Origin of the sequence: Acinetobacter sp. YH16052, assembly GCF_013417155.1 — a bacterium.
In the GTDB taxonomy this organism is placed as follows: Bacteria; Pseudomonadota; Gammaproteobacteria; order Pseudomonadales; family Moraxellaceae; genus Acinetobacter.
This window is the reverse complement of sequence record NZ_VPEO01000008.1, coordinates 98,738-120,244: the sequence shown is the minus strand read 5'-3', so window position 1 is coordinate 120,244 and position 21,507 is coordinate 98,738. Positions and strand designations below refer to the sequence as shown.

The window sequence follows — 21,507 nt, the reverse complement described above, 5'->3', positions numbered from 1 at the left end:
TCCTATTTATTATTCTGCTCAATCAGGTCATCAACATCATAACCTTGGACACTTAATCCCCATTCATCATTGAGCCCTACCAAAATTTCTACTTTAGAGGGATCAGCTGTAGTAATTTTTCCAGTACGACCATGCGTATCAAGCTGACCTGAAATATACGAATTAGTATCAGGAATAAAAGCTTTATAATTTATTGAACTGAAATCGGACTGCCAAAATAGATCATATATATCTAGCCTATTGCTATATAAAGCATTATTCAGAAGCTGAGGTATTTCATAAGAGACTTTAGCCCCTCCCATAAAATTATGCTGCCCTGCCTTACACTCAAATTTTCCACCAGTTGTGACCATTACTCCACCGCCATTGATCTTAATTTGAGACCCTCCAGCGGTCAGTACGATCTCCTTCGGACTGGTGATTTCGATCTTGTCTTCAGTCGAAATAAGCTTGATTACCTTGCGGGCGATCGCTTCAATTGCGTCATCTTGGGCTTGTATTTCAATTTTGCCTTTAGCGGCATAGACACTTGCGCCTTCTTGAGCAGCGAACAAACTGATCCGGTCCTGTGCATGAGCAACTAAAGACTTCTGTGTGGAAAAATGAATATTCTCCGCTGCACTCTGATTAATCTGCTGATCAGCGGATAAATGGATATTTTCATTTGTGCTCAGTGCAATCGATTGGGGTGCGGTTAACAGCATCACCGCCTGTTTAAATGCGGCAGCCTTGACTTGATCTTCAGCTTCAATCTGATTCAGAAACTGTTTTAAACTATCAAAAAATTCCAATGGATCAGCCTGCTGTTTTTCTGCAATATCACTCAAAGCTTTGCTGTGATTGCAATTCGACTCAAGCTGCTCTTTGGCACGACTAGCATTCAAGTGATTGCCTGCTGCTGAATCTTGCCGATAAGTGGAAATTAGCAAGCCTTTTCCTGCTCGTAGGGCACCCCACTGATCTGTCCTTAGCTCAAAACCTTCTCCTCGACCTTCGCTGCTTTCACTTTCTTTGGGATGGCTTAAATTTCCCAGATTGAGCTGACTGGCTGCATGACTACTTTGCAGCTGTACACTGATCTGTTCAGGGGTATCATCAAAACGAAGCTGGTTAAAACCTTCGCCATCGACCTCCTGAGAACGGATACCACTAAGTTTTTTGGTCGCAGGAAGTTCTCCTTTCGCATCAAACATGGTCGGATACCGTTCTGCTTCATGAATTCTCCCCACTACAAAGGGCCGGTCGATATCACCTTCAAAGAAATCAATCACTACAATTTCGCCAATTCGCGGATGCAACCTGACGCCATAGCCTTCACCCGCCCAAGGGGTCAAAACATCCACCCAGGCAGAATCGCTATCATTGTCATTGCTGCCTGCACCGCCATCATGCTGATGATCCTCCCTCCGGGTAAACAGAAAACGAACTTTCACCCGTCCCCATGCATCGACATGAATCGTTTCACCTTCAGGTCCGACCACTCGAGCCTGTTGCGGATATGCAGCAGGCCGATGAATAAAAGGCTGATACTCAGGAACAACCGGGATTTCACGGCGCACGATCTGTAGTTCATTGGCCTGTCGTTCCTCCTGTGCCATCTGCCAACCGCTCTTCTCAAGCAAACTATCCAGCTGCGATAAAATATCTTTGGGTAAATTGTTCTGGTTATAAAACCGCTTAGCTAAAATCAGAAATTCACGTTGATGGGCAGGATGCTGATCAATTTCAGGATGCTGTTGCAGTTCAAACCAGTATCCGACTTGAGCATCTCGTACGCTGCTACTGGCTTTAAAATATTTAGACTGCAAAGCATGATAGTCACTGAGCTGCTGATTGAGTCGATCCAGTTGGGCTATACCAGATACTGTCACCTGATCCTCATGATTTAAGTCGCCGGTCCAGGCCGGACTGATGTTCCACGCATCTTCAAGCTGAAGAGTGGCATTTGCATGAATATCACTTTGCTGATGATTACTGAATAAAGGCTGGCTTTGATCCTGGGCAAGTTGCTGGGCATGCCAGCGCTGGGTCCTGGTACTATTCGGATTGAGCTGACGTACCGCAATCAGACTGTTCAGCGTGTCGAGCTGTTCGGTGGCATGACTGCAATGAAACCGGATAGAGCGGCGTTTTAAAGCTGAAAAATATTGGGAATGATCTACCAGTTTTAAAAACTGAGCTTGAATCTCGCTGGCTGATACAGGCACAGTTAATTGCTTTTCATCGATCAACCAGTTAATTCCTTCGCTACGCCATAAACGGGTCAGAAAATCATAATCCGATTCATTCGACTGCATTACAAAAGGTCGGACATCATAGTCCCGGCTGAGTCCTGTCAAATCCAGGCTGAGACTGGCCGCGAATAATGCACTTCTGTTTTGCCATTCACTGAACAGGATTTCACTGATCTCGCGCACCGTCTTATTCATAAAAACCCGACTGTTACGGCGCTTCTGCCAGAGTGCAGTCGGATCATTTAGCGTCAATTTATACAGGGTCAAAGCTCCATCATTCTGCCCTTGACTGGCTGCAGTAATAATGCCCGTAGTCCGGAAAAGTTCACCCCGGTCTGTGACCTGATCAATGGCCACCCGACAGCCGATAAACTGTTTCAAGGCAATATGAGCATGAGTGGAAAGACAGATCAGTTCAGCCTGCAGGCCTTGACTGATCTGATGCTGACCCTCAATACGCTGAATCAAAACCTGATGATTTAAAGGAGGATGTGAAAACTGTAAATGTAGCGCACGATGCTGTCGCTTAAGCCCGAGCTGCTCCACCAGCATATGGATAGGTTTTGGCATTTTATAGTTATAATTTTAAGCTTTATTATTGTGCGGCAGATTTTAGGAAAAGTTATCCATTTCGTCCAGTTCACGATGCATTTCACATAATTAGGCCTTTAATTTATGACCCTTCAATTAAAAATCTTAAATTGCATGTGGTACATCTTAATTAAAAATATTGCCCAATATTCCCTATTTTTCTGATTATCCTATACGGAACTTGCTGCTACACTCATTCATATCTCATTCTTCAAGGCCAAGGACATGCTGGAACTCCCTTCTAAATTACCTGATTTGGGCGTGACCATTTTTAGTACCATGTCGGCCTTGGCACAAAAACTCGGGGCCTTGAATCTTTCTCAAGGATTTCCGGACTTTGCAGCGCCTCCTGCCTTGATTGAAGCTTTAAACCGGGCCAGCCAGAATGGATTTAACCAGTACGCACCAGGAGATGGTCTGCCAGTCTTGCGAAGTCTGGTGGCAGATCTCTATCAGCAACGTGATCAACTGATTATTGACCCTGTCGAGGAAATCACGATTACCCCTGGGGCGACAATTGCGATTTTTTGTGCCATTCAAGCCACGGTACGTGCCGGGGAAGAAGTCATTATTTTCGATCCCAGCTACGACAGTTATGGACCTGCGGTACAACTGGTCGGGGCAAAGCCAGTGCATATTGCTTTGCAGCATCCTGATTTTTCTGTGGACTGGAATCAGGTCAAAGATGCCATTAATGACCGTACCCGCATGATTATCGTGAATACTCCACATAATCCGAGTGGGAGTGTCTGGTCCAAGGCAGACTGGCAGCAACTGATCGAACTGATTCGCGAGCGCAATATTGTGGTGCTGTCCGATGAAGTCTATGAACATCTGGTTTTTGACGGCGTTCAGCACTATTCGGCCTGGTCATTTCCAGAACTTCGCGAGCGTAGCTTCGTGATTGGTTCTTTTGGTAAAACCTTCCATGTCACGGGCTGGAAAACCGGATTTTGTATTGCTGCACCGGCACTGATGAGAATGTTCAGACAGATTTATCAGTTTGCCAGCTTCTGCGGTGTAACACCCGTTCAGGTCGCTTTGGCGGAATATATGCAACTGCATCCTGAGCATATACGCGAACTGTCCCAGTTTTATCAAAACAAACGGGATTTATTTAACTCATCCATTAAAACATCACGCTTTAAGTGGACACCTTCTCAAGGGACTTATTTTCAGAACTTAGATTATTCGGAGATTCGCCCTGAGCTTGATGATCTGTCCATGTGTCATTTTCTGGCAGAACAACATGGGATTGTCGCGATTCCAGTCTCCGCGTTCTACCAGCACCCTCCTGCCGATTTACGTCTGCTCAGGTTCTGCTTTGCAAAAAAAGAACAAACTCTGATCCAGGCAGGTCAAATTCTTTCAAAGGTTTAACTCATTTTTTAACTAAAAATCTCATAAAATAAATGCCTTAGTTACTTAAAAGCTAAGGCTTTTTCTTATATTCTGCCGAATAATAGCTGCATCAATAAATAGATGATAATTCAATCACAGGATGTCGCATGGCACAGCACTCACTGATTCATCAACAGAATTTATGGAAAGCCTTTCTGGTTTTTCTATTGCCATTAATTGCGACCAATATCCTGCAAAGTCTCTCCGGCACGATCAATACGGTTTTTGTGGGACAAATGCTTGGGGTCAATGCGATTGCTGCTGTTGCCGTTTTTTTTCCGATCCTGTTTTGTCTGATGGCTTTTGTGATTGGTTTGTCCGCCGGTTCTACCGTATTGATTGGCCAGGCTTGGGGTGGAAAAAATATAGAAAAAGTCCGCTGTGTGGTTGGTTCAACTTTATTTATGACCTTGATTGGCGGCAGCTTAATTGCGCTTCTCGGGGTAATTTTTGCTGAGAATATTCTCTTGGCACTCGGCACAGATCCAGATGTGATGCATTTATCCTTGCCCTATGTGCAATGGATGCTAGCGGGTAGTCCCTTAATTTTTATCTATATTATTTATACTTCCATCTTGCGCGGCGTTGGCGACAGCACCACACCCCTGTTCGCTTCCGCACTTACCATTGGGGTGGGTTTGGTGGTGACACCGGTCCTGATTGCCGGTTATTTTGGCTTTCCTAAAATGGGTATTATCTCGCCGGCGATTGCCACCATTCTGGGAAATCTGGCAGTCCTGTTGTTTTTAATCCTGTATTTGAATTATAGGCAACATCCGCTCAGACTGGACTGGGCTTTATTAAAAAATATTCGTCATCAGCCACAGTTGAGCAGAATGATCTTGAAACTGGGGGTTCCTACGGGTGTGCAAATGGTCACGACTTCAGTTGCTGGACTGGTAATTGTCGGACTAGTCAACCGCTATGGTGCAGAAGCAACAGCCGCTTATGGCGCGGTCAATCAGGTCTTAAATTATATTCAATTTCCCGCTTTGTCGATTGCGATTGCCGCGTCTGTATTTGGTGCTCAAGCGATTGGCGCAGGTAAATCAGATCTGCTCAATAAAGTGACCCGGACTGCACTGAGTATGAATATTCTGTTTACCGGCGGTCTGGTGATTCTGGCTTATTTGTTCTCCAAATATTTGATGGCCTTATTTATTACCGATCCTAAGGTTGTAGTATTGGGACAACAACTGCTGTTTATTGTGCTGTGGTCAATTTTGTTCTTTGGCGCCAGTGCTATTTTTGCTTCGATCATGCGTTCAAGTGGTACGGTGACCGTGCCAATGCTGATCAACATTTTTGCCATTCTCTGTATTGAAGTTCCCGCCGCTTATCTTTTTAGCCAGTGGTGGGGTCTGGAAGGTATCTGGTATGCCTATGCATTGGCCTTTGTCAGCCTGTGTATTTTGCAGGGACTGTATTACCAGTTGGTCTGGAAGAAAAAAACGGTTGAAGCGTTGATTTAGATGCAGGTTTTTTTACGTGCCTAAAGCATTACAGGAGTTAATACTCTCATTTGCAAAAAATTAGCCCCTATCACAGCGATAAAAAAACCCGCTTTCGCGGGTCTGTTTTACAATTTCTTAAGCAGATTTTTTCTTCTTTTTGCCAAACTGGGTCGCCAGTGCAGTGACATGCTGATAACCGGTTGGCAAGATTCGCTGAATCAGGTCAATCGCTTTGGCATCATTGCCGATCAGCAGACGGCGCTTGTCTTTTTGTACCGCCTCCAGAATTTGACGTGCAGCTTCTGCAGGTGGACAACGCAATAATTTATTAAAATTACGGGCCGATTTTTCCGGATTCATACCTAAAGTGAGCAGGCTGTTATTCATTTTTGCGGCATTGGCAATATTGGTACGGATACCCCCCGGATGTACACACAGTGCACTCACCCCACAATTTTCCAGATCCAGTTCCTGACGTAGGGATTCAGTAAAACCACGCACTGCAAACTTGGTCGCATTATAAGCAGACTGGGTCGGTTGAGCAGTCAGACCAAACAGGCTGGAAATATTGATGATATGGCCATCGCCAGTTTTCTTGATCAGTGGCAGAAATTCTTTGGTGCCATACACCACGCCCCAGAAATTGATTCCGACGATCCATTCCAGTTCTTCATAAGACGCCCCTTCAACAGTTGAACCTAGTGCGACGCCAGCATTATTAAAGATCATATTGACACTGCCATGATCCTGTTCAACCTGTGCCGCCCAGTTACGCACCTGTTCCAGTTCAGCCACGTTCACTTTCTGGATAGTCACACGAACATCACTCTCTTTGAGCAATTCAAGCGTTTGCGCCAGACCTTGTTCATTGATATCACTCAGCGCCAAGTGACAACCCTGCTTGGCCAATAATACCGCCAGTTGCTGGCCAATACCTGAACCGGCACCGGTAATTGCAGCAACTTTATTGTTAAAATTTTTCATTCAATTTCCTTATGTAAAGAACTGCCATTCCATGACAGCAGGATCTTGTTCTGTTGTTTCAGGAGCTAGCACAGATCCTCAATATAGTTTTGACAATATAGATTGTCAATAATTATCCCATGTCCTTAGAAGCCAAATTTCAGGGGAGCATTTCTATATAGGTCTAAGCGAGATTTATTGCTAAGATATTCAAAATCTTCATGCAGATGAGCACACAGGCCTTATGACCGATTCGATCGACTCAGTAGCAAAATCACGACCCTCCAAAACCAAGGAACGTCAGTTTAAAGGCCTGTCGATGGCTGAACGACAGCAGGCACGTCGTGAAAAACTGATCGAAGCCGGAATTGAAGCCTATGGCAGTTATGGTTTTTTTTCAGTTACCGTCAAAGATATCTGCAATGAAGCCAAACTAACCGAGCGCTATTTTTATGAATCTTTCAAGAAAAGCGAGCATCTGTTTCAGACCATTTTCTTAAAACTGATTGATGAACTGCAACAGAATGTGATGCAGGCCATGATGCAGGCCTCCACCGATCCAAAAAAAATGATCGAGGCGGGTCTGACCGCTTTGCTCACTACCCTGCGTGACAATCCACGTATGGCCAGGATCATTTATATTGATGCCATGCTGGTGCAGGAACTGCATAATCAGGCCACTATTCATGAAACCATGTCACGTTTCGACCGCATGATTCATGCCTTTGTCATGTTGATGATGCCGCAATTAAATCGCAGTGAGCAGGAAATTTCCCTGGTTTCGACCGGTTTGAATGGCTATGTCACCCAAATTGCTATTCGTTGGGTGATGAGCGGTTTTAAGCATTCGCTTGAGGAAGTTTTATCGTCTTGTAGTGTGGTTTTTTTGGCGCTGCTCGAGTCATATTCAGAGAAAAAATAGATGTTAAATCATGTGTTTAATAGATTTCTATCTCTTCTGTAGTAAATGAAATCTTTATGCTGTACTACGAAAATGAGTAAAATTAATTTATGATTTTTTAACAAGTTTCCGCGCTATATTTGTCACAAATCTTTTCGAATTTCAGCAGTTTTTCCCTTTCTGCAATGATACTGTCATAATTAGTCTTTGTAATAAGCCTGTCATAAATATAAAACGGTTCACCGTTTACATGAAATAGGGTATTGCGTTGTGAAAGATGACTACATATTAATCGTCGATGACGAGCTCCCGATTCGGGAAATGATCCATACCTCTCTGGATATGGCCGGTTTTCAGTGCTTACAGGCAGAAGATGCCAAGCAGGCGCATCAGATGATTGTGGATCAGCGTCCGGCACTGATTTTGCTGGACTGGATGATGCCTGGTGGTGTCAGCGGTGTGGATCTGTGTCGTCGTTTGAAACGTGATGAAAGCCTGTCAGAAATTCCGGTGATCATGCTCACAGCGCGCGGTGAAGAAGACCACAAGGTACAAGGTCTGGATGCCGGTGCCGATGACTACATGACCAAGCCATTCTCGACCCGGGAACTGGTCTCGCGGATTAAGGCAGTACTGCGCCGCGCCAATGCCCTGAGCGGTGAAAAAACCATTGATGCCAATGGCCTGATTCTGGATCCGGTCAGCCAGCGGGTGAATTTTGGCAACAACATTCTGGAAATGGGGCCGACTGAATACCGTTTACTGGCATTCTTCATGACACATCCTGAACGTGCCTATACCCGTGCGCAATTGCTGGATCAGGTTTGGGGCGGTAACGTCTATATTGAAGACCGGACCATCGATGTGCATATCCGCCGTTTGCGTAAAGTACTGGAACCTTATGGTGTAGACCGTTTTGTACAGACCGTTCGCGGAACGGGGTATCGTTTCTCGACCCGTTCAGATGTCGCTTTAGGTTAATATCTTTTAAGGTAAATCTTGTTTTATGTATGAGCCCTACCCTGTCCCCGAACTGGCACGCGAACACAAAAGAATCCGTTACAGCAGTTTATGGGATTTTGCGAAGCAGGATTTACGCCTACTGGCTTTTTTCCTAATTATCGCCAGCTTTATCGGTTTTGGGATTGGGTATTTCTGGATTTGTATCGTAATTGCCTTCGTGGCATTCTTTGCGACCCAAATGCGTTCCTTATATCTGGTCAATGAATGGATTTCCAATCGCCCTTATGATGTTCCACCGAATATTGGCGGGATTTGGGGTGCGCTACTTTTCAATGTTTATCGCGCCCAACGTCAGGAACGGATTGTTCAGGCGGAAATGGTCGAACTGATTGATCGTGCACAATCTTCGCTGGTGGCCTTGCAAGAAGCTGTGGTGCTGCTTGATGAAAACCAGCAGATTGAATGGTGGAATCCGGCGGCTGAACGTCTGCTCGGAATCTCCAGTGATGACCGTCGCCGTAATATCCTGACCTTGTTACGCCAACCGAGCTTTATCGAATACTATCACCATATTGATGAATCTCCCGACGGCCTGAAAATGCGTTCTTCGCTGTTTGAAGACCATTATGTGCAGGTTAAAATGACCCGTTTTGGCGGAGAAAGTCGGGTACTGGTCGCTTATGATGTGACCCGGATGCACAATCTGGAACAGATGCGAAAGGATTTCGTCGACAATATTTCCCATGAACTGCGCACTCCTTTGACCGTACTCAGTGGCTATATTGAAACCTTTACCGATCAGGAAGATATCAATCCACGCTGGAAACGCGCTTTTGATCAAATGCAGTCGCAAACCCGACGCATGAATGCACTGGTCAACGACCTGCTGCTGCTGTCACGTCTGGAAAATGATAAGAATATTGCCAAAAACCAGATCATTGAAATGCCGAGTCTGATGAACCAGCTATTCGATGATGCCCAGGCCTATAATATTGATTATGGTCATACCCTGAATCTGGACATTGACAGTCATTGCGATCTGATCGGTTCAGATATGGAGCTGGCCAGCGCTTTTAGCAATCTGATCACCAATGCCATCAAGTATACGCCTAAAGGGGGTACCATCACCATCGGCTGGCATGATGATGGTGAATCCGCCTATTTTGTGGTGCAAGATAACGGCATCGGTATTGATCCCAAACATCTGCCACGACTGACCGAGCGTTTTTACCGAATCGATTCAGACCGCAGCCGCCGTACTGGCGGTACCGGTTTGGGACTCGCGATTGTCAAACATGTGCTGATGCAACATCAGGCACATCTGGAAATCGAGTCCAAGGAAAACCAAGGCTCCACTTTTAAGGTGGTTTTCCCCAAAGAACGTCTCAGCTTCCCGGACTAATCTCACAAAATCAAAAAGGTGCCATCGGCACCTTTTCTGTTAAGAGCTGATCTGTTTTTCTTTGGACAGTGCACGCGCATAGGCAGCACGTTGCGACACCCGTTTCAGATAGGCCTGAATGGCCGGATAGCTTTGACCCGTCCGGCTCTGCATCGCTTCCAAAGGAAAACTCATCTGAATATCGGCAAAACTGAAATGCCCGGCAAAATAATCATGCTCACTCAAATAGCTTTCCAGAAACTGGATATGATCTTTTAAACGGCTCTGTACAAATTGCTTTTTCACCCCATCACAGATTTTCTTGGCCACAGGTCGAATCAGCAAAGGCGTATGTTTAGGCACTGTGGTCATTACCAGTTGCATCACCAGCAGCGGCATTAACGAGCCTTCCGCATAATGCATCCAGTAACGGTACTGGGCCTTGTCGGCAATATCTTCTGGGCGAAACTGCTGCTTTTCATCATAAGTTTCCTGCAAATATTCCAGGATCGCCGCAGATTCTGCCAGTACCTGACCCTGATCGACCAGAATCGGGGCTTTGCCCAACGGATGGATCTGTTTTAAGGCCGGTGGCGCAGAAAGGTTGGGCTGACGTTTATAGTATTTAACCTCGTAATCCAGTCCTAATTCTTCCATGGCCCACAGGATACGAAATGATCGTGATTGTTCGAGATGATGTAAAACACGCATATTAGACTCATGATTTTATTGTTTTTGCCCACTGAGCATAGCAAAAAGCAGCAGACTCTAGCTCATTTTTTGATGACTGTAATGATATGTATCCTATGTTGCAGATTCATTATTTGAGTTCAACTCAGACAGCGTTCCATATTCCCATCATTTTTAGCATTTATCGGGAAGCCCGCATCTGGTCTGGAAATGCAGGCGCTTCTAAACGTGGTCCATCATAGGCAGGAATGGAACCAAAACGTTCATGACCTTCAATCCATTGTTCCCGCGCAATTTTAAGTTCCTCTGTCGTACGCCCGACCAAATTCCACCACAGTAAAATCGGGCTTTCAAATGGTTCCCCACCAATCAATAACACCCGACTCCCGGCATGAATTTCAGCATTGACCTGCTGTAAGCCCGGCTCAAGGATCAACATATTATCCTCTGTCAGTTCATGCCCATTGATGCTGGCCGTCCCTTCAAGCACCATAAAACCATATTCAAATTTCGGATTCAGCGGCAAGCGCATACTGCTACTTTCAGCTGCATACACATCCACGCCTAGCAATTCACTATGTACTTTAACTGGTGATCTCGTTTTTAAATATTCTCCGACCAGCACGGTAAATTCAATGCCTTGCTCATTTATGACCGGCAATTCAGGATAATGTTCAAAACCCGGTGCCATATTGATCTTGTCATCCGGCAAGGCAATCCATAACTGCGCTGCATGCATATGCGTTTCACTTTCAGGAGAGACTTCGGTATGTGAAATGCCATAACCCGAGGTCATCAGATTGACCTGCTTGGGACGAATCAACTGCTGATTTCCCAGACTGTCATTGTGCATCATGCTGCCTTCGATCATCCATGTAAAGGTCTGCAGACCAATGTGCGGATGTGGTCCGATATCCAGACCATCTCCTTGCGGGAAAATGGCCGGACCCGCATGATCCAGAAAACACCAGGCACCTATCATGCGCTTATGTCTGCTTGGCAAGGCACGTTTAATCACGGTGCCCTGTCCGATTTCCGCGCGACGTAAAGGAAACTCCTGAATAAACTGATTCACATACTTTTCACAATCATCAGAATTCGACAGTTCAATATCACTATTATTCGACATGGCTGAGCTTACCTCGGCATTTTCATTCTACTTTTTTGAGTGGGTGAGACATGTATTTGACCGATTCAAGATGCCTCTCTGTTCAGGACAATGTACAGGGTCTATGGGCAAAATCTATCCCTGGAAATATTTAGATACGTATAAAACGCCTCACTAGTCCCATCAATTTAAATTCTGAAAAGCTGATGAGATTTATATTCAAAGCCCCAAACTTGAGTTTTAACAAGTCAATCATGATTTAGGTACATGGCGTTATGAGTTTAAATAAACTGAAGATCAACGAATGTCATTAGTCCATGTTTCACGTGAAACGGAGCAACAACAACCAAAGATCCCAATGAATAAGATGATTATTCATGTATTTCAATCACTTTCAATTTTACAAAACACAAATTTTGTTACGTTTTAGCTTTAAAAACTTCCCGGATACCCAATTTTTGGGAGGTTATTTTTTACTCAATCACGGCATAATAGGCACCTATAAAAATAATACTGGACCAGGACATGTCTGCTCAGAATGAGAATATATATTCAACGGCGAATGTATCTTTTCAAAATTCGACGACCGATAAATCACTGAAATTATCTGAATGTGATCTGCAGAACCGTCAGCTGATTGAACAGGCGCTGACAGATCCTCATGCCCGTATTCCTGCCCCGTTTCAGCAGTATTTTCATGATTATGTCTATACACATAGTCATCATAACTTGCGTCAAATTAACTATCTGGCGCAAATTGCCTTTTTACTGTATTTCTTTGCCGATATCCTGATTATTCCAGACATGTTTTTTATTTCTGGTCTGATGCGCGTCGTTCTGGTTCTGGGGGCGATGTTTTGCTGTTATTACCTGTTTAAAAAATATAAAAATATTCAGATTTTGGACAGAATCTTGCCGATAGGCACCACTGTAGCTGCAGCGGCCTGGATTAGCTTACTCGCGCTTTCAACCAGTCCCCATGTTGCCACCTATATTTATGCCTCTGCGATCTTTATTCTTATCGCCAATCTCTGTGTGCAGACCCAGTTTAAAGTCGCAGTCTATTGCTCCATCTTGATTGCGCTGTTTATCATGCTTGGGGTGACCCAGTTCATGAGTGCCTCTCAAGCCTTTATTTTTAGTGTGGTCTTTAGTCCACTGTGGTTTTTTAGCATTTATATTAACTGGAATAATATTCTGAATGTGCGGCGTTCTTTTCTGCGCTCCCTGCTTGATGAATGGAACTATCAAACCTTAAAGAATCTGGCACATACCGATGATTTGACCCAGCTCTACAACCGTCGCCATTTTGTCGATATGGCTGAACGCTCTATTCATCAATGGCCTAAACATGCCAGTAGCTGCCTGTTGATGTTTGATGTGGATCATTTTAAAAATATTAATGATAGCTATGGGCATGATGTCGGTGATCGGGTGCTACAACTGATTGCTGAGGTGACCCGTAAAGAAATGCGGCATAGCGATGTACTGGCACGTTTTGGTGGGGAGGAATTTATCGCCCTCCTAGAAGATACTCAGCTGCAAGACAGCTGGGTGATTGCAGAACGAATTCGTTGTGCAATTCAAAAGCAGTACATTTATGTCGAACCCAATCATGCCATCCGGTTCACCATTTCGATCGGTGTAGCAGAACTGGAATCCCATACCCAACCCCTGGAAGACCTGATCAAACAAGCCGATATTGCCTTGTATCAGGCCAAGAAGTCTGGCCGAAACCGGATTGAGGTCTATCATCCAGATATGCTGAATAAGCCCAAGCCTGCGACAGAAAATCCCTGGAATGTATTTAAGCCAGACACTCAACCAGCCCAGTCAACGGCGAATTAAAGCTGGATCATTAGTCTGTTCTATAAGCTAGGATCATCCTTAGAATGCACTAATCGGGGATTTCATTTTATAAAATAAATTTGATTCTTCCACTTTTAAAATATCCAACAAAAGAATAGAATATTTTTTATACAACTATATATAAATTTCATCTTATTCATTTTTATATATTTTAATTTGGGAAGGCTGCATGCCGCATGATAACGAAAAAGAATCACGTACCCTGATTCAGGAGGCTCTTCAAGATCCGCTTGTTCGTATTCCTGCGCCTCTAAAACCGGCCTACTATGCCCATCAAAAGAAGCTCACTTTAAAATACCTATTACAGGTCAATTTATTCGCACAGCTGGCATATGCCTCTTATACCCTCGCCGATATTCTGGTGCTGCATGATATTCTCAATTTGCTCATTTTGACCAAAATTAGCTATACCATTCTGATCGTACTGATCACGATCTGGATGTATCACTCTTACCGCAATTTACCTGTGTTTGATTTACTCTTACCTACCTCAATTATTGGCGCAAGTGCCATCTGGTTTTTTAATCTAAATCAGTCTGAAAGTGCTTATACCCTCATTTATCAATATGCCTCCTTGGTTTTTATTGTGTTGGCCAATTTATGTGTGCAGATCCGGTTCTGGCCGTCTTTGATTACTTCGAGTCTGATTACTTTGATGATTTACATCGGTGTATATTTCAATACTCGATCTGACCTGTACCAGATGTTTTTATTTTCCCTGATTTATCTGCCAGTATTGACCTTCAGTCTATATATTAGCTGGAGCTCGACCTTAAAATCACGCATGGTATTTTTGCAGCATACCCTGAATGAATATAATCGGCAGGCCTTTGAAAATATGGCTCATACCGACTCACTCACTGGCCTGAATAACCGTCGCTGTTTTGAATATCTCGCGCAACAACTGGTACAACAGAATTTTGATCAACCGGTGCCTATGAGTTTACTAGTCTTTGATGTCGATCATTTTAAGCAGATTAATGATCGTTATGGTCATGATATCGGAGATCAGGTCTTACAGACGATTGCTCTAAATACACACAGCGAAATGCGGCAGCATGATATTTTGGCACGCTATTGCGGTGAGGAATTTATTGCATTTTTACCTGAAACCTCTCTGGATGAAGCGCTAAAAGTTGCCGAGCGTTTAAGGCATAAAATTGAAAATATTGTGATCGATCTGGACAGCCAACATCGTTTCAGTTTTAGCATTTCGATTGGTGCTGCCATTCTGGAAAGCTGTGAAACAGATTTAATGACCCTGATTAAACAGGCCGATATTGCCTTATATCAGGCTAAAGCCAATGGACGGAATCGGGTTGAAGCTTATGATCCAGATCTGGAGCAAAGTTTAGCTGGGGAGCTGCAAAACTGGCAGGTTAAACCGGCTTAAATTACCCGTTAAAAATTATCTTCATCAAAACGATCTTGGTCGATTTTATAGATATGAAAACTACGTTCTATTTGTACACCTAAACCAAATTCAATCATTAAAGACGTCAGCTTATCGCCATCAATTAAAACAATACCGGATTTTCTTGCCGACTCAATGGCCTCTTTACTGAAACTTGACGTAGTAATGAATACACCCTTCTTAGCAACTTGATCGGCCAAAGCACCTTTAAACTGTTGAATGTCGGGACGACCAACAGTATCTTTCCAACGTTTCGCTTGGATGTAAATTTTATCTAGCCCTAATCGATCTTCACTAATTACACCATCAATTCCACCATCGTTGGTTTTACCAATCGCTTGAGCTGCATCTTGATGTGAACCGCCGTAGCCCATTGCCACCAGAAGATCGACAACCAGTCTTTCAAAAAATGAAGGAGATTTATCTTTTACCATCTGAAGCAAATCACTTTTCAAATCAGATTTTAATAATTCCGTTGTGTTCTGGATTGTTTCTTCTGGAGTCTGAGTTTCTTGGTAACTATTTAGGCTTTCAATAACTTGTAGATTCCCGATCCCAAACTCATCTTTATTTTTCTTTCCTAATTTAAAATCTGAAAATCCGTTGAACTGTGCTAAATATTCATTTGTTATAGCATCTAAACTTTTTAAATCAACCTGTCTACCCAAGCTACTAATCTCACAATATGCTCTCTTCGGTTGTTGAACTAAGCCCGCCTTAACTAAGTAGGTCTTTGCCCATGCCACTCTATCTTTAAATATATTTTTCCCGCTCGGAAGAATTTTATTTAAATCCTCTTCGTGTAAATTGGAACGTTCAGCTAGGATATTCGCAGCATCCGAAATTTTTATTGGCTCATTTAATTCTGATAATAATTTCATTAAAGGCAGCATTAATTGATCATAAGTAGGTAAAGGCATTTTTTAGCTTTTAAAGGTTTATTTTTATTCAGTATAAATCAAAAAAAGAGCGCCGAAGCGCTCTTTTTTATTAGGTTATATCTGATAAACCAGATACTGCCACGCGCATAGCGCTTGGCGTAATTTAGGCGGACAGCAGTGCTGTCCGAAACCCCTAAATTACTCCCATTCAATTGTTGCTGGTGGTTTAGACGATACGTCATACACAACACGAGAAACTTCAGCAATTTCATTCATGATACGGGTCGAGATCTTATCGACTAAATCATAAGGAAGATGCGCGAAACGAGCCGTCATAAAGTCCACGGTTTCTACCGCACGCAGTGCAATCACCCATGCATAACGACGGCCATCACCGACTACACCCACCGATTTTACTGGCTGGAATACTGCAAATGCTTGAGCAGTCTTGTCATACCAGCCGCTGGCACGCAGTTCCTGCATGAAAATGTCATCCGCAAGACGTAAAATGTCTGCATATTCTTTTTTCACTTCACCCAGGATACGCACACCAAGACCTGGGCCCGGGAATGGATGACGGTAGATCATGCTGTGTGGCAAGCCTAAAGTCGTACCCAATTTACGTACTTCATCTTTAAATAAGTCACGTAATGGTTCAACCAGTTCAAACGCTAGATCTGCTGGTAAACCACCCACATTATGGTGTGATTTAATCACATGCGCCTTACCCTGCTTGCTTGCAGCAGATTCAATTACGTCCGGATAAATCGTACCTTGTGCAAGGAATTTTACGCCATCTAATTTACGTGCTTCTTCAGCGAAGACAGCAATAAATTCACGGCCAATAATTTTACGTTTTGCTTCAGGATCAACTTCACCTGCAAGCGCAGTCAAGAAACGCTCTTCAGCATCAGCACGAATCACGCGGATACCCATGTTGTCAGCAAACATTTGCATCACTTGATCGCCTTCGTTCAAACGAAGCAGACCATTGTCTACAAATACACAGGTCAGCTGATCACCGATCGCTTTATGCAACAGCGCTGCCACTACAGATGAATCCACACCACCAGAAAGTCCTAGTAATACTTTTTCATCACCAATCTGTTGGCGAAGCTGTTCTACACGTAGATCAATAATGTGTTCTGGCGTCCACAGACCGCGACAGCCACAAATTTGATGAACGAAGTTCGACAGTAATTCTGCACCTTTAGAAGTATGTGTCACTTCAGGATGGAACTGAATACCATAGAAACGGCGAGTTTCGTCAGAAACCATCGCAATTGGACAGCTTGGCGTCTGTGCAGTGATTTGGAAGCCTTCTGGAATACGGGCAACTTTATCGCCATGGCTCATCCAGACATGCAGCTGGTTTTCACGGTCCTGTAAATTACCGATCAGCTTGTCACGTACAACAATATCTACTTCTGCATAGCCAAACTCATGCACAGTACCTGGCTCAACTTTACCGCCAAGTTGTTCGCACATGGTTTGCAGACCATAACAAATACCCAATACCGGCACACCCAGCTCGAATACCACTTGTGGCGCACGCGGGCTGCCTTCAAGGTGAACGCTCTCAGGTCCACCAGACAAGATGATACCGTTTGGATTAAATGCACGAATGTCTTCTTCAGACATATCATAGGCATACATTTCAGAATATACACCAGCTTCACGGACACGACGTGCGATGAGCTGACTATATTGAGAACCGAAATCCAGAATCAGGATACGATCTTCAGTAATTTGAGTATTGGTAGTCATGACGAACAACTATGAAAGGCAAACGAAAGATAAGCGCCGTATTCTAACATTTTTCAGCGCATTAAGCACACAATTCGCATGAGGTATGCATTTAGTTGATTGCATTATATTTCTAGCAGAATAAAGCATCCCTTTGGATGCCTTGATTGGTCTGTCATTTTTATATTTTTAAGCTCAAGATTTAATCCAATTAAGTCTATTTTTATAAAAATCTGAAGATAATATGTAAGAGAAATTTTGGCTCAATTGAAGATCGATGAAGCATTAATTATTTTACTTTCTGGTACTGACTTTCATGCCCCGGGCTGTTAGGATTTGACCACACTTTTGCTTGTACTGGGCTCATGGAACTGATTGATTTTATCTTGCATGTTGATGATCACTTACTTGAATTTATCACTAATTACGGGATCTGGATTTATGCCATTCTTTTCCTGATTATCTTTGTAGAAACAGGTCTGGTGGTCATGCCGTTCCTGCCTGGCGACAGCTTGCTATTTGCAGCAGGTGCACTGGCAGCCTCTACTGGTGCAATGGATCCATGGGTGCTGATTCCACTCTTGTTTGTTGCGGCAGTTCTGGGTGACACCCTGAATTATCATATTGGTAAATATATTGGTCCTCGGGTTTTCGAGATCGAATCGCGCTTTATCAATAAAAAACACTTATTGGCGACTCAGCAATTCTTTGCCAGACATGGTGGTAAGACCATTATTTTTGCGCGTTTTGTTCCTTTTGCCCGTACATTTGCACCCTTCGTCGCCGGTGCTGGCAGCATGAATTACAAATATTTCCTGACCTATAATGTGGTGGGTGCATTCGCCTGGATTGGCTCATTTGTCATTTTGGGCTATATGTTTGGCAATATGCCGATCGTCAAAGACAACTTCACCTATCTGATTTTTGGCATCATTATTTTAAGCGTATTGCCAGGTGTGATTGGCTTTATTCAACAAAAGCTAAAAAAAAGTAAAACAGCTTAAGAACTTTTTACATTAAGATTTTTTACAGCCTGTGCGCTTAATCCCAGAGCTTGATCAGGAGTGGGATGAGACAAAGCAGGACAAATAGAGCCGCGCCTTTATAAATGAGGCCGGCTTTTATTTTTTCAGATGGACTGGTCAATATGGCCTGACCAAAGACCATCCAGAATATCCCGACCGGAACGGTACTCAAGCTAAAGGCAGCAAAAACCAGAACGAAGTTGGTCGGGCTTTGCCAGGTTTCCATCGGTAAAATTCCAGAGGCCAACAATGCTGCTTTAGGATTTTTTAGGGTAGTTGTAAACATTTGCCAGGGGCGAATCTGCGGATGGTTCTTGCTGTAGCGTTCTAACTGCTGGGCCTTATATAAATGCAAGGTCATCCAGCCCACACAGATGGTACTCAGCACATAGACCAAGCCTTTAAAATTTGGCCAGATCGGTGACGCCAGATGAATCACCAAGGCCCATACATTAATGGCATAAAAATAGCCGAGCAAAATGGCAGGAAGATAGAGACTGGTTTTGGCCTGCCCCTGCTGATGAGCAGAACTGGCCACCAAGGCATTGGCGGGCCCTGGAACCATCATTACAGCAATGAGTCCTAAAACAAATAACCAATTTTCAATCATCGCAATGAACTTTTCCGGGCCAAGGTTGTAGCTTAATCAATATGGAAGTGGGATAACAAGCTTATAAATTTCAGATTTATATACAGTCTGGTCAATTTCCAGTGAGTTTTATCTTAATGTAAACCGCCCTATTCTTGGTGAAAGCAATAAAAAATGCCGACCCGAAGTCAGCATTTATCCGTTTAATGTTGAATGATTTATTTAGGCGTCGCCTGCCGAACGATGATCGAACAGTTCTTATAACGCGCGGCCTGTACAATCGCTTCCTGCTCGCCTAAAAGCCGTGCCAGTTCGGTTCTTTTGGTATCGGATGACTGTCCCATATTGACTGAAACACTCGGGCCAATACCCCATCCACCGCGACTACCCCAACCACCGCCAAGACCAACGCCCACACCGACGCCAGTACGTTTCGGTGGTTCAACGCCATTGTCGATATACTGCTGAATACGATTATATTCACCCTGTAATTGCGAACAACCCAAAGTCTGATAGAGGGTGGGCGACACATAAGTCGGTTTTACCGGCGTTGCACAGGCACTCAGTAATGCCAGTGCAGCAATACTCAGGCTTACTTTCACAAGTTTCATAGCTAACTCGATCTTAATTCTGCTCTATCTCATTGAACAACGATTGATAGGCCTGAGTCAATTTATGATCAGTAGCCAAATGAATCAAAGGCTGATTTTTCTGATGAGATTCTTTCATCAAGATCGAGGGTGGCAACATACTGTCGAGGACCGGTAAGCCTTCATCTTTGAGCTGTTGTACCACTTCACGCGGTAATTTGGCCTGTGCCTGAAACTGGTTCACGACAATCCCTTCGATTTCCAGCCCTTCATTATGGTCATCCTGGGTTTCAATGACATTTTCAATCAGGGTCTGTAGGGCACGTTTAGAAAATACATCACAGTCAAATGGAATCAGCACGCGGTTCGCCGCAATGAGAGCAGAGAGGGTAAAGAAATTGAATGCAGGCGGTGTATCAATAAATACCCGGTCATAATGCCCCGACAGTTGTTGCAAGGCATCTCGTAGCTTATAAATCTTGTGCTTGGACTCCAGTGCATGGGCCAATGCACCCAGTGTTGGGCTAGCCGGAATAACATCCAGATGTTTAAAAGAAGATTGATGCACATAGCTTTCCAGACCTTTGCTACGACTTTTTAAAATCGAGCCAATCGCATTACCAAGCAAGCCCTTGCTTTGCTGATTACCGAGTACATCTTCAAAATAGTTTTCGATATTCGGTTCGAGTGCCGGCTTGTCACTAGAATACGTCGCATCATCACCCAGCACATACTGGCTAGAGTTGGCCTGCGGATCCAGGTCAATCAATAAGGTTTTTAAACCCTGATGTGCACTGATCGCTGCCAGATTGACAGTAATACTCGACTTGCCTACCCCACCCTTTTGATTAAATACCACACGTGTACGCATGTCCCCCTCCTCACATTTTTAATTACTTTTACAACATTTGTATTTTCTAATTATTTGCATGGACTGGCTGTGCTGATCATCACAGCCAGCCTGCTTTTAGCCAAAATTCGGCTTGATCATCACCAAAGCCAGAATAGACACCAATGAAACTACAGCAATAACTAAGCCAGCCCGACGCTGCGACAACAAGATCGAATCATCTTTTTTATAGGCTTTGCCTAGCGAGGATACCAGCACCAAAAATAAAATGACTTTGGCATAGAACCAAGGCTGTACATCAAAGTCTTTCAGGACGAGCGATACTATACCGGTCAGTGCAATCACCGTGATAGCTAAATGCTGTAAAGCGACTAGCGCTGTACGTGCTACCGGATTAGGCATATTTCCCTGTGTGCCGACAAACAAGGTCAAGGCACGGGCAAGAATGGCGACAATCGCCAGTCCTGCTACCGACATATGGATAATCTTGACTAAAAGTTGGGTTTCCATCATTTCCTCTTAGTTTTTAGGTGCGTGTGCACAAGCAGGACTGGTCGTATCCTGACCTGCCCATTCTTCAGGCAAAAATGCATGAATGGCCAGCGCATGAATCTTGTCTTTTGACAGCAGATCACCCGCAGCAGCATAAACTTTCTGATGACGCTGGACGGGGCGCAAACCGGCAAATGCCTGACTCACAATCACGGTTTTAAAATGCGATTCTTTTCCCGGGAAATAACCACCATGACCCGAAGACTCATTCACCACTTCCAAATGGGTTGGGGATAATTGCGCCAAACGATCTTTCAGTTGTTGTTCTAAGCTCATGGCCTGACTCCAATCTTCAAAAATATGGT

Annotated in this window: 19 protein-coding genes; 8 read left to right on the top strand and 11 right to left on the bottom strand. The window is 43.9% G+C overall.

Features of this window, described 5'->3' with window-relative positions; translation table 11 throughout:
• Window positions 1-2: 2 nt before the first annotated feature.
• Window positions 3-2,804 carry a type VI secretion system Vgr family protein gene (locus FTV42_RS07660; RefSeq protein ID WP_180038377.1) on the bottom strand — a complete coding sequence of 934 codons (2,802 nt, stop codon included), beginning with the start codon at window positions 2,802-2,804 and terminating at the stop codon, window positions 3-5.
• Between the two features lie 246 nt (window positions 2,805-3,050).
• Here FTV42_RS07660 and FTV42_RS07655 point away from each other — a divergent pair, with 246 nt between their 5' ends.
• Window positions 3,051-4,205, top strand: coding sequence for a methionine aminotransferase (locus FTV42_RS07655; RefSeq protein ID WP_180038376.1), 1,155 nt, complete (start codon window positions 3,051-3,053; stop codon window positions 4,203-4,205).
• A 128-nt stretch (window positions 4,206-4,333) separates the two neighbouring features.
• Complete coding sequence (locus FTV42_RS07650; protein ID WP_180038375.1) at window positions 4,334-5,698, top strand: MATE family efflux transporter; 1,365 nt, start codon at window positions 4,334-4,336, stop codon at window positions 5,696-5,698.
• Window positions 5,699-5,815: 117 nt separating this feature from the next.
• Here the strand turns inward: FTV42_RS07650 and FTV42_RS07645 are convergent, their stop codons facing one another.
• On the bottom strand, window positions 5,816-6,664 hold the full coding sequence (locus FTV42_RS07645) for an SDR family oxidoreductase (RefSeq protein ID WP_004280974.1): 849 nt from the start codon (window positions 6,662-6,664) through the stop codon (window positions 5,816-5,818).
• A gap of 223 nt (window positions 6,665-6,887) precedes the next feature.
• Here FTV42_RS07645 and FTV42_RS07640 point away from each other — a divergent pair, with 223 nt between their 5' ends.
• The 3 genes from FTV42_RS07640 to phoR all read left to right on the top strand — a co-directional run bounded on the left by FTV42_RS07640 (window position 6,888) and on the right by phoR (window position 9,909).
• A complete protein-coding gene (locus FTV42_RS07640) occupies window positions 6,888-7,565 on the top strand; it encodes a TetR/AcrR family transcriptional regulator (RefSeq protein WP_180038374.1) in 678 nt (225 codons plus the stop codon).
• Between the two features lie 249 nt (window positions 7,566-7,814).
• Complete coding sequence (phoB, locus tag FTV42_RS07635; RefSeq protein WP_004280972.1) at window positions 7,815-8,525, top strand: phosphate regulon transcriptional regulator PhoB; 711 nt, start codon at window positions 7,815-7,817, stop codon at window positions 8,523-8,525.
• 25 nt (window positions 8,526-8,550) lie between these two features.
• Window positions 8,551-9,909 carry a phosphate regulon sensor histidine kinase PhoR gene (gene phoR, locus FTV42_RS07630; RefSeq protein WP_004732640.1) on the top strand — a complete coding sequence of 453 codons (1,359 nt, stop codon included), beginning with the start codon at window positions 8,551-8,553 and terminating at the stop codon, window positions 9,907-9,909.
• A 39-nt stretch (window positions 9,910-9,948) separates the two neighbouring features.
• Here the strand turns inward: phoR and FTV42_RS07625 are convergent, their stop codons facing one another.
• Both FTV42_RS07625 and FTV42_RS07620 read right to left on the bottom strand, forming a co-directional pair.
• The gene (locus FTV42_RS07625) at window positions 9,949-10,599 is read right to left on the bottom strand and encodes a glutathione S-transferase family protein (protein WP_005265446.1); all 651 of its coding nucleotides are present in this window, start codon (window positions 10,597-10,599) and stop codon (window positions 9,949-9,951) included.
• Between the two features lie 160 nt (window positions 10,600-10,759).
• Complete coding sequence (locus tag FTV42_RS07620) at window positions 10,760-11,707, bottom strand: pirin family protein (RefSeq protein WP_005265445.1); 948 nt, start codon at window positions 11,705-11,707, stop codon at window positions 10,760-10,762.
• A gap of 504 nt (window positions 11,708-12,211) precedes the next feature.
• Between FTV42_RS07620 and FTV42_RS07615 the strand changes: the two genes are divergently transcribed.
• Both FTV42_RS07615 and FTV42_RS07610 read left to right on the top strand, forming a co-directional pair.
• Entirely contained in the window at window positions 12,212-13,534 is a 1,323-nt protein-coding gene (locus FTV42_RS07615; RefSeq protein ID WP_180038373.1) for a GGDEF domain-containing protein, read from the top strand.
• A 190-nt stretch (window positions 13,535-13,724) separates the two neighbouring features.
• Window positions 13,725-14,948, top strand: a complete 1,224-nt coding sequence (locus tag FTV42_RS07610) for a GGDEF domain-containing protein (protein ID WP_180038372.1) — start codon at window positions 13,725-13,727, stop codon at window positions 14,946-14,948.
• 8 nt (window positions 14,949-14,956) lie between these two features.
• On the opposite strand, the gene FTV42_RS07605 is transcribed toward FTV42_RS07610, so the two are convergent.
• On the bottom strand, window positions 14,957-15,889 hold the full coding sequence (locus tag FTV42_RS07605; RefSeq protein WP_004280964.1) for a restriction endonuclease: 933 nt from the start codon (window positions 15,887-15,889) through the stop codon (window positions 14,957-14,959).
• 159 nt (window positions 15,890-16,048) lie between these two features.
• The gene (gene guaA, locus FTV42_RS07600) at window positions 16,049-17,617 is read right to left on the bottom strand and encodes a glutamine-hydrolyzing GMP synthase (RefSeq protein WP_005245345.1); all 1,569 of its coding nucleotides are present in this window, start codon (window positions 17,615-17,617) and stop codon (window positions 16,049-16,051) included.
• Between the two features lie 344 nt (window positions 17,618-17,961).
• On the opposite strand from guaA, the gene FTV42_RS07595 reads away from it, so the two are divergent.
• On the top strand, window positions 17,962-18,600 hold the full coding sequence (locus tag FTV42_RS07595) for a DedA family protein (RefSeq protein WP_005264627.1): 639 nt from the start codon (window positions 17,962-17,964) through the stop codon (window positions 18,598-18,600).
• Window positions 18,601-18,637: 37 nt separating this feature from the next.
• Here FTV42_RS07595 and FTV42_RS07590 read toward each other — a convergent pair whose 3' ends face one another.
• The 5 genes from FTV42_RS07590 to FTV42_RS07570 form a co-directional block, all read right to left on the bottom strand.
• On the bottom strand, window positions 18,638-19,231 hold the full coding sequence (locus tag FTV42_RS07590) for a hypothetical protein (protein WP_016806914.1): 594 nt from the start codon (window positions 19,229-19,231) through the stop codon (window positions 18,638-18,640).
• Between the two features lie 197 nt (window positions 19,232-19,428).
• Window positions 19,429-19,821, bottom strand: a complete 393-nt coding sequence (locus tag FTV42_RS07585; RefSeq protein ID WP_005249588.1) for a hypothetical protein — start codon at window positions 19,819-19,821, stop codon at window positions 19,429-19,431.
• Window positions 19,822-19,834: 13 nt separating this feature from the next.
• Window positions 19,835-20,671, bottom strand: a complete 837-nt coding sequence (locus FTV42_RS07580) for a ParA family protein (RefSeq protein ID WP_004280959.1) — start codon at window positions 20,669-20,671, stop codon at window positions 19,835-19,837.
• A gap of 96 nt (window positions 20,672-20,767) precedes the next feature.
• Window positions 20,768-21,160: a SirB2 family protein gene (locus tag FTV42_RS07575; protein ID WP_005245348.1), complete on the bottom strand. Its 393-nt coding sequence runs from the start codon at window positions 21,158-21,160 to the stop codon at window positions 20,768-20,770.
• A gap of 9 nt (window positions 21,161-21,169) precedes the next feature.
• Complete coding sequence (locus tag FTV42_RS07570; protein WP_004280957.1) at window positions 21,170-21,478, bottom strand: BolA family transcriptional regulator; 309 nt, start codon at window positions 21,476-21,478, stop codon at window positions 21,170-21,172.
• Window positions 21,479-21,507 lie beyond the last annotated feature (29 nt).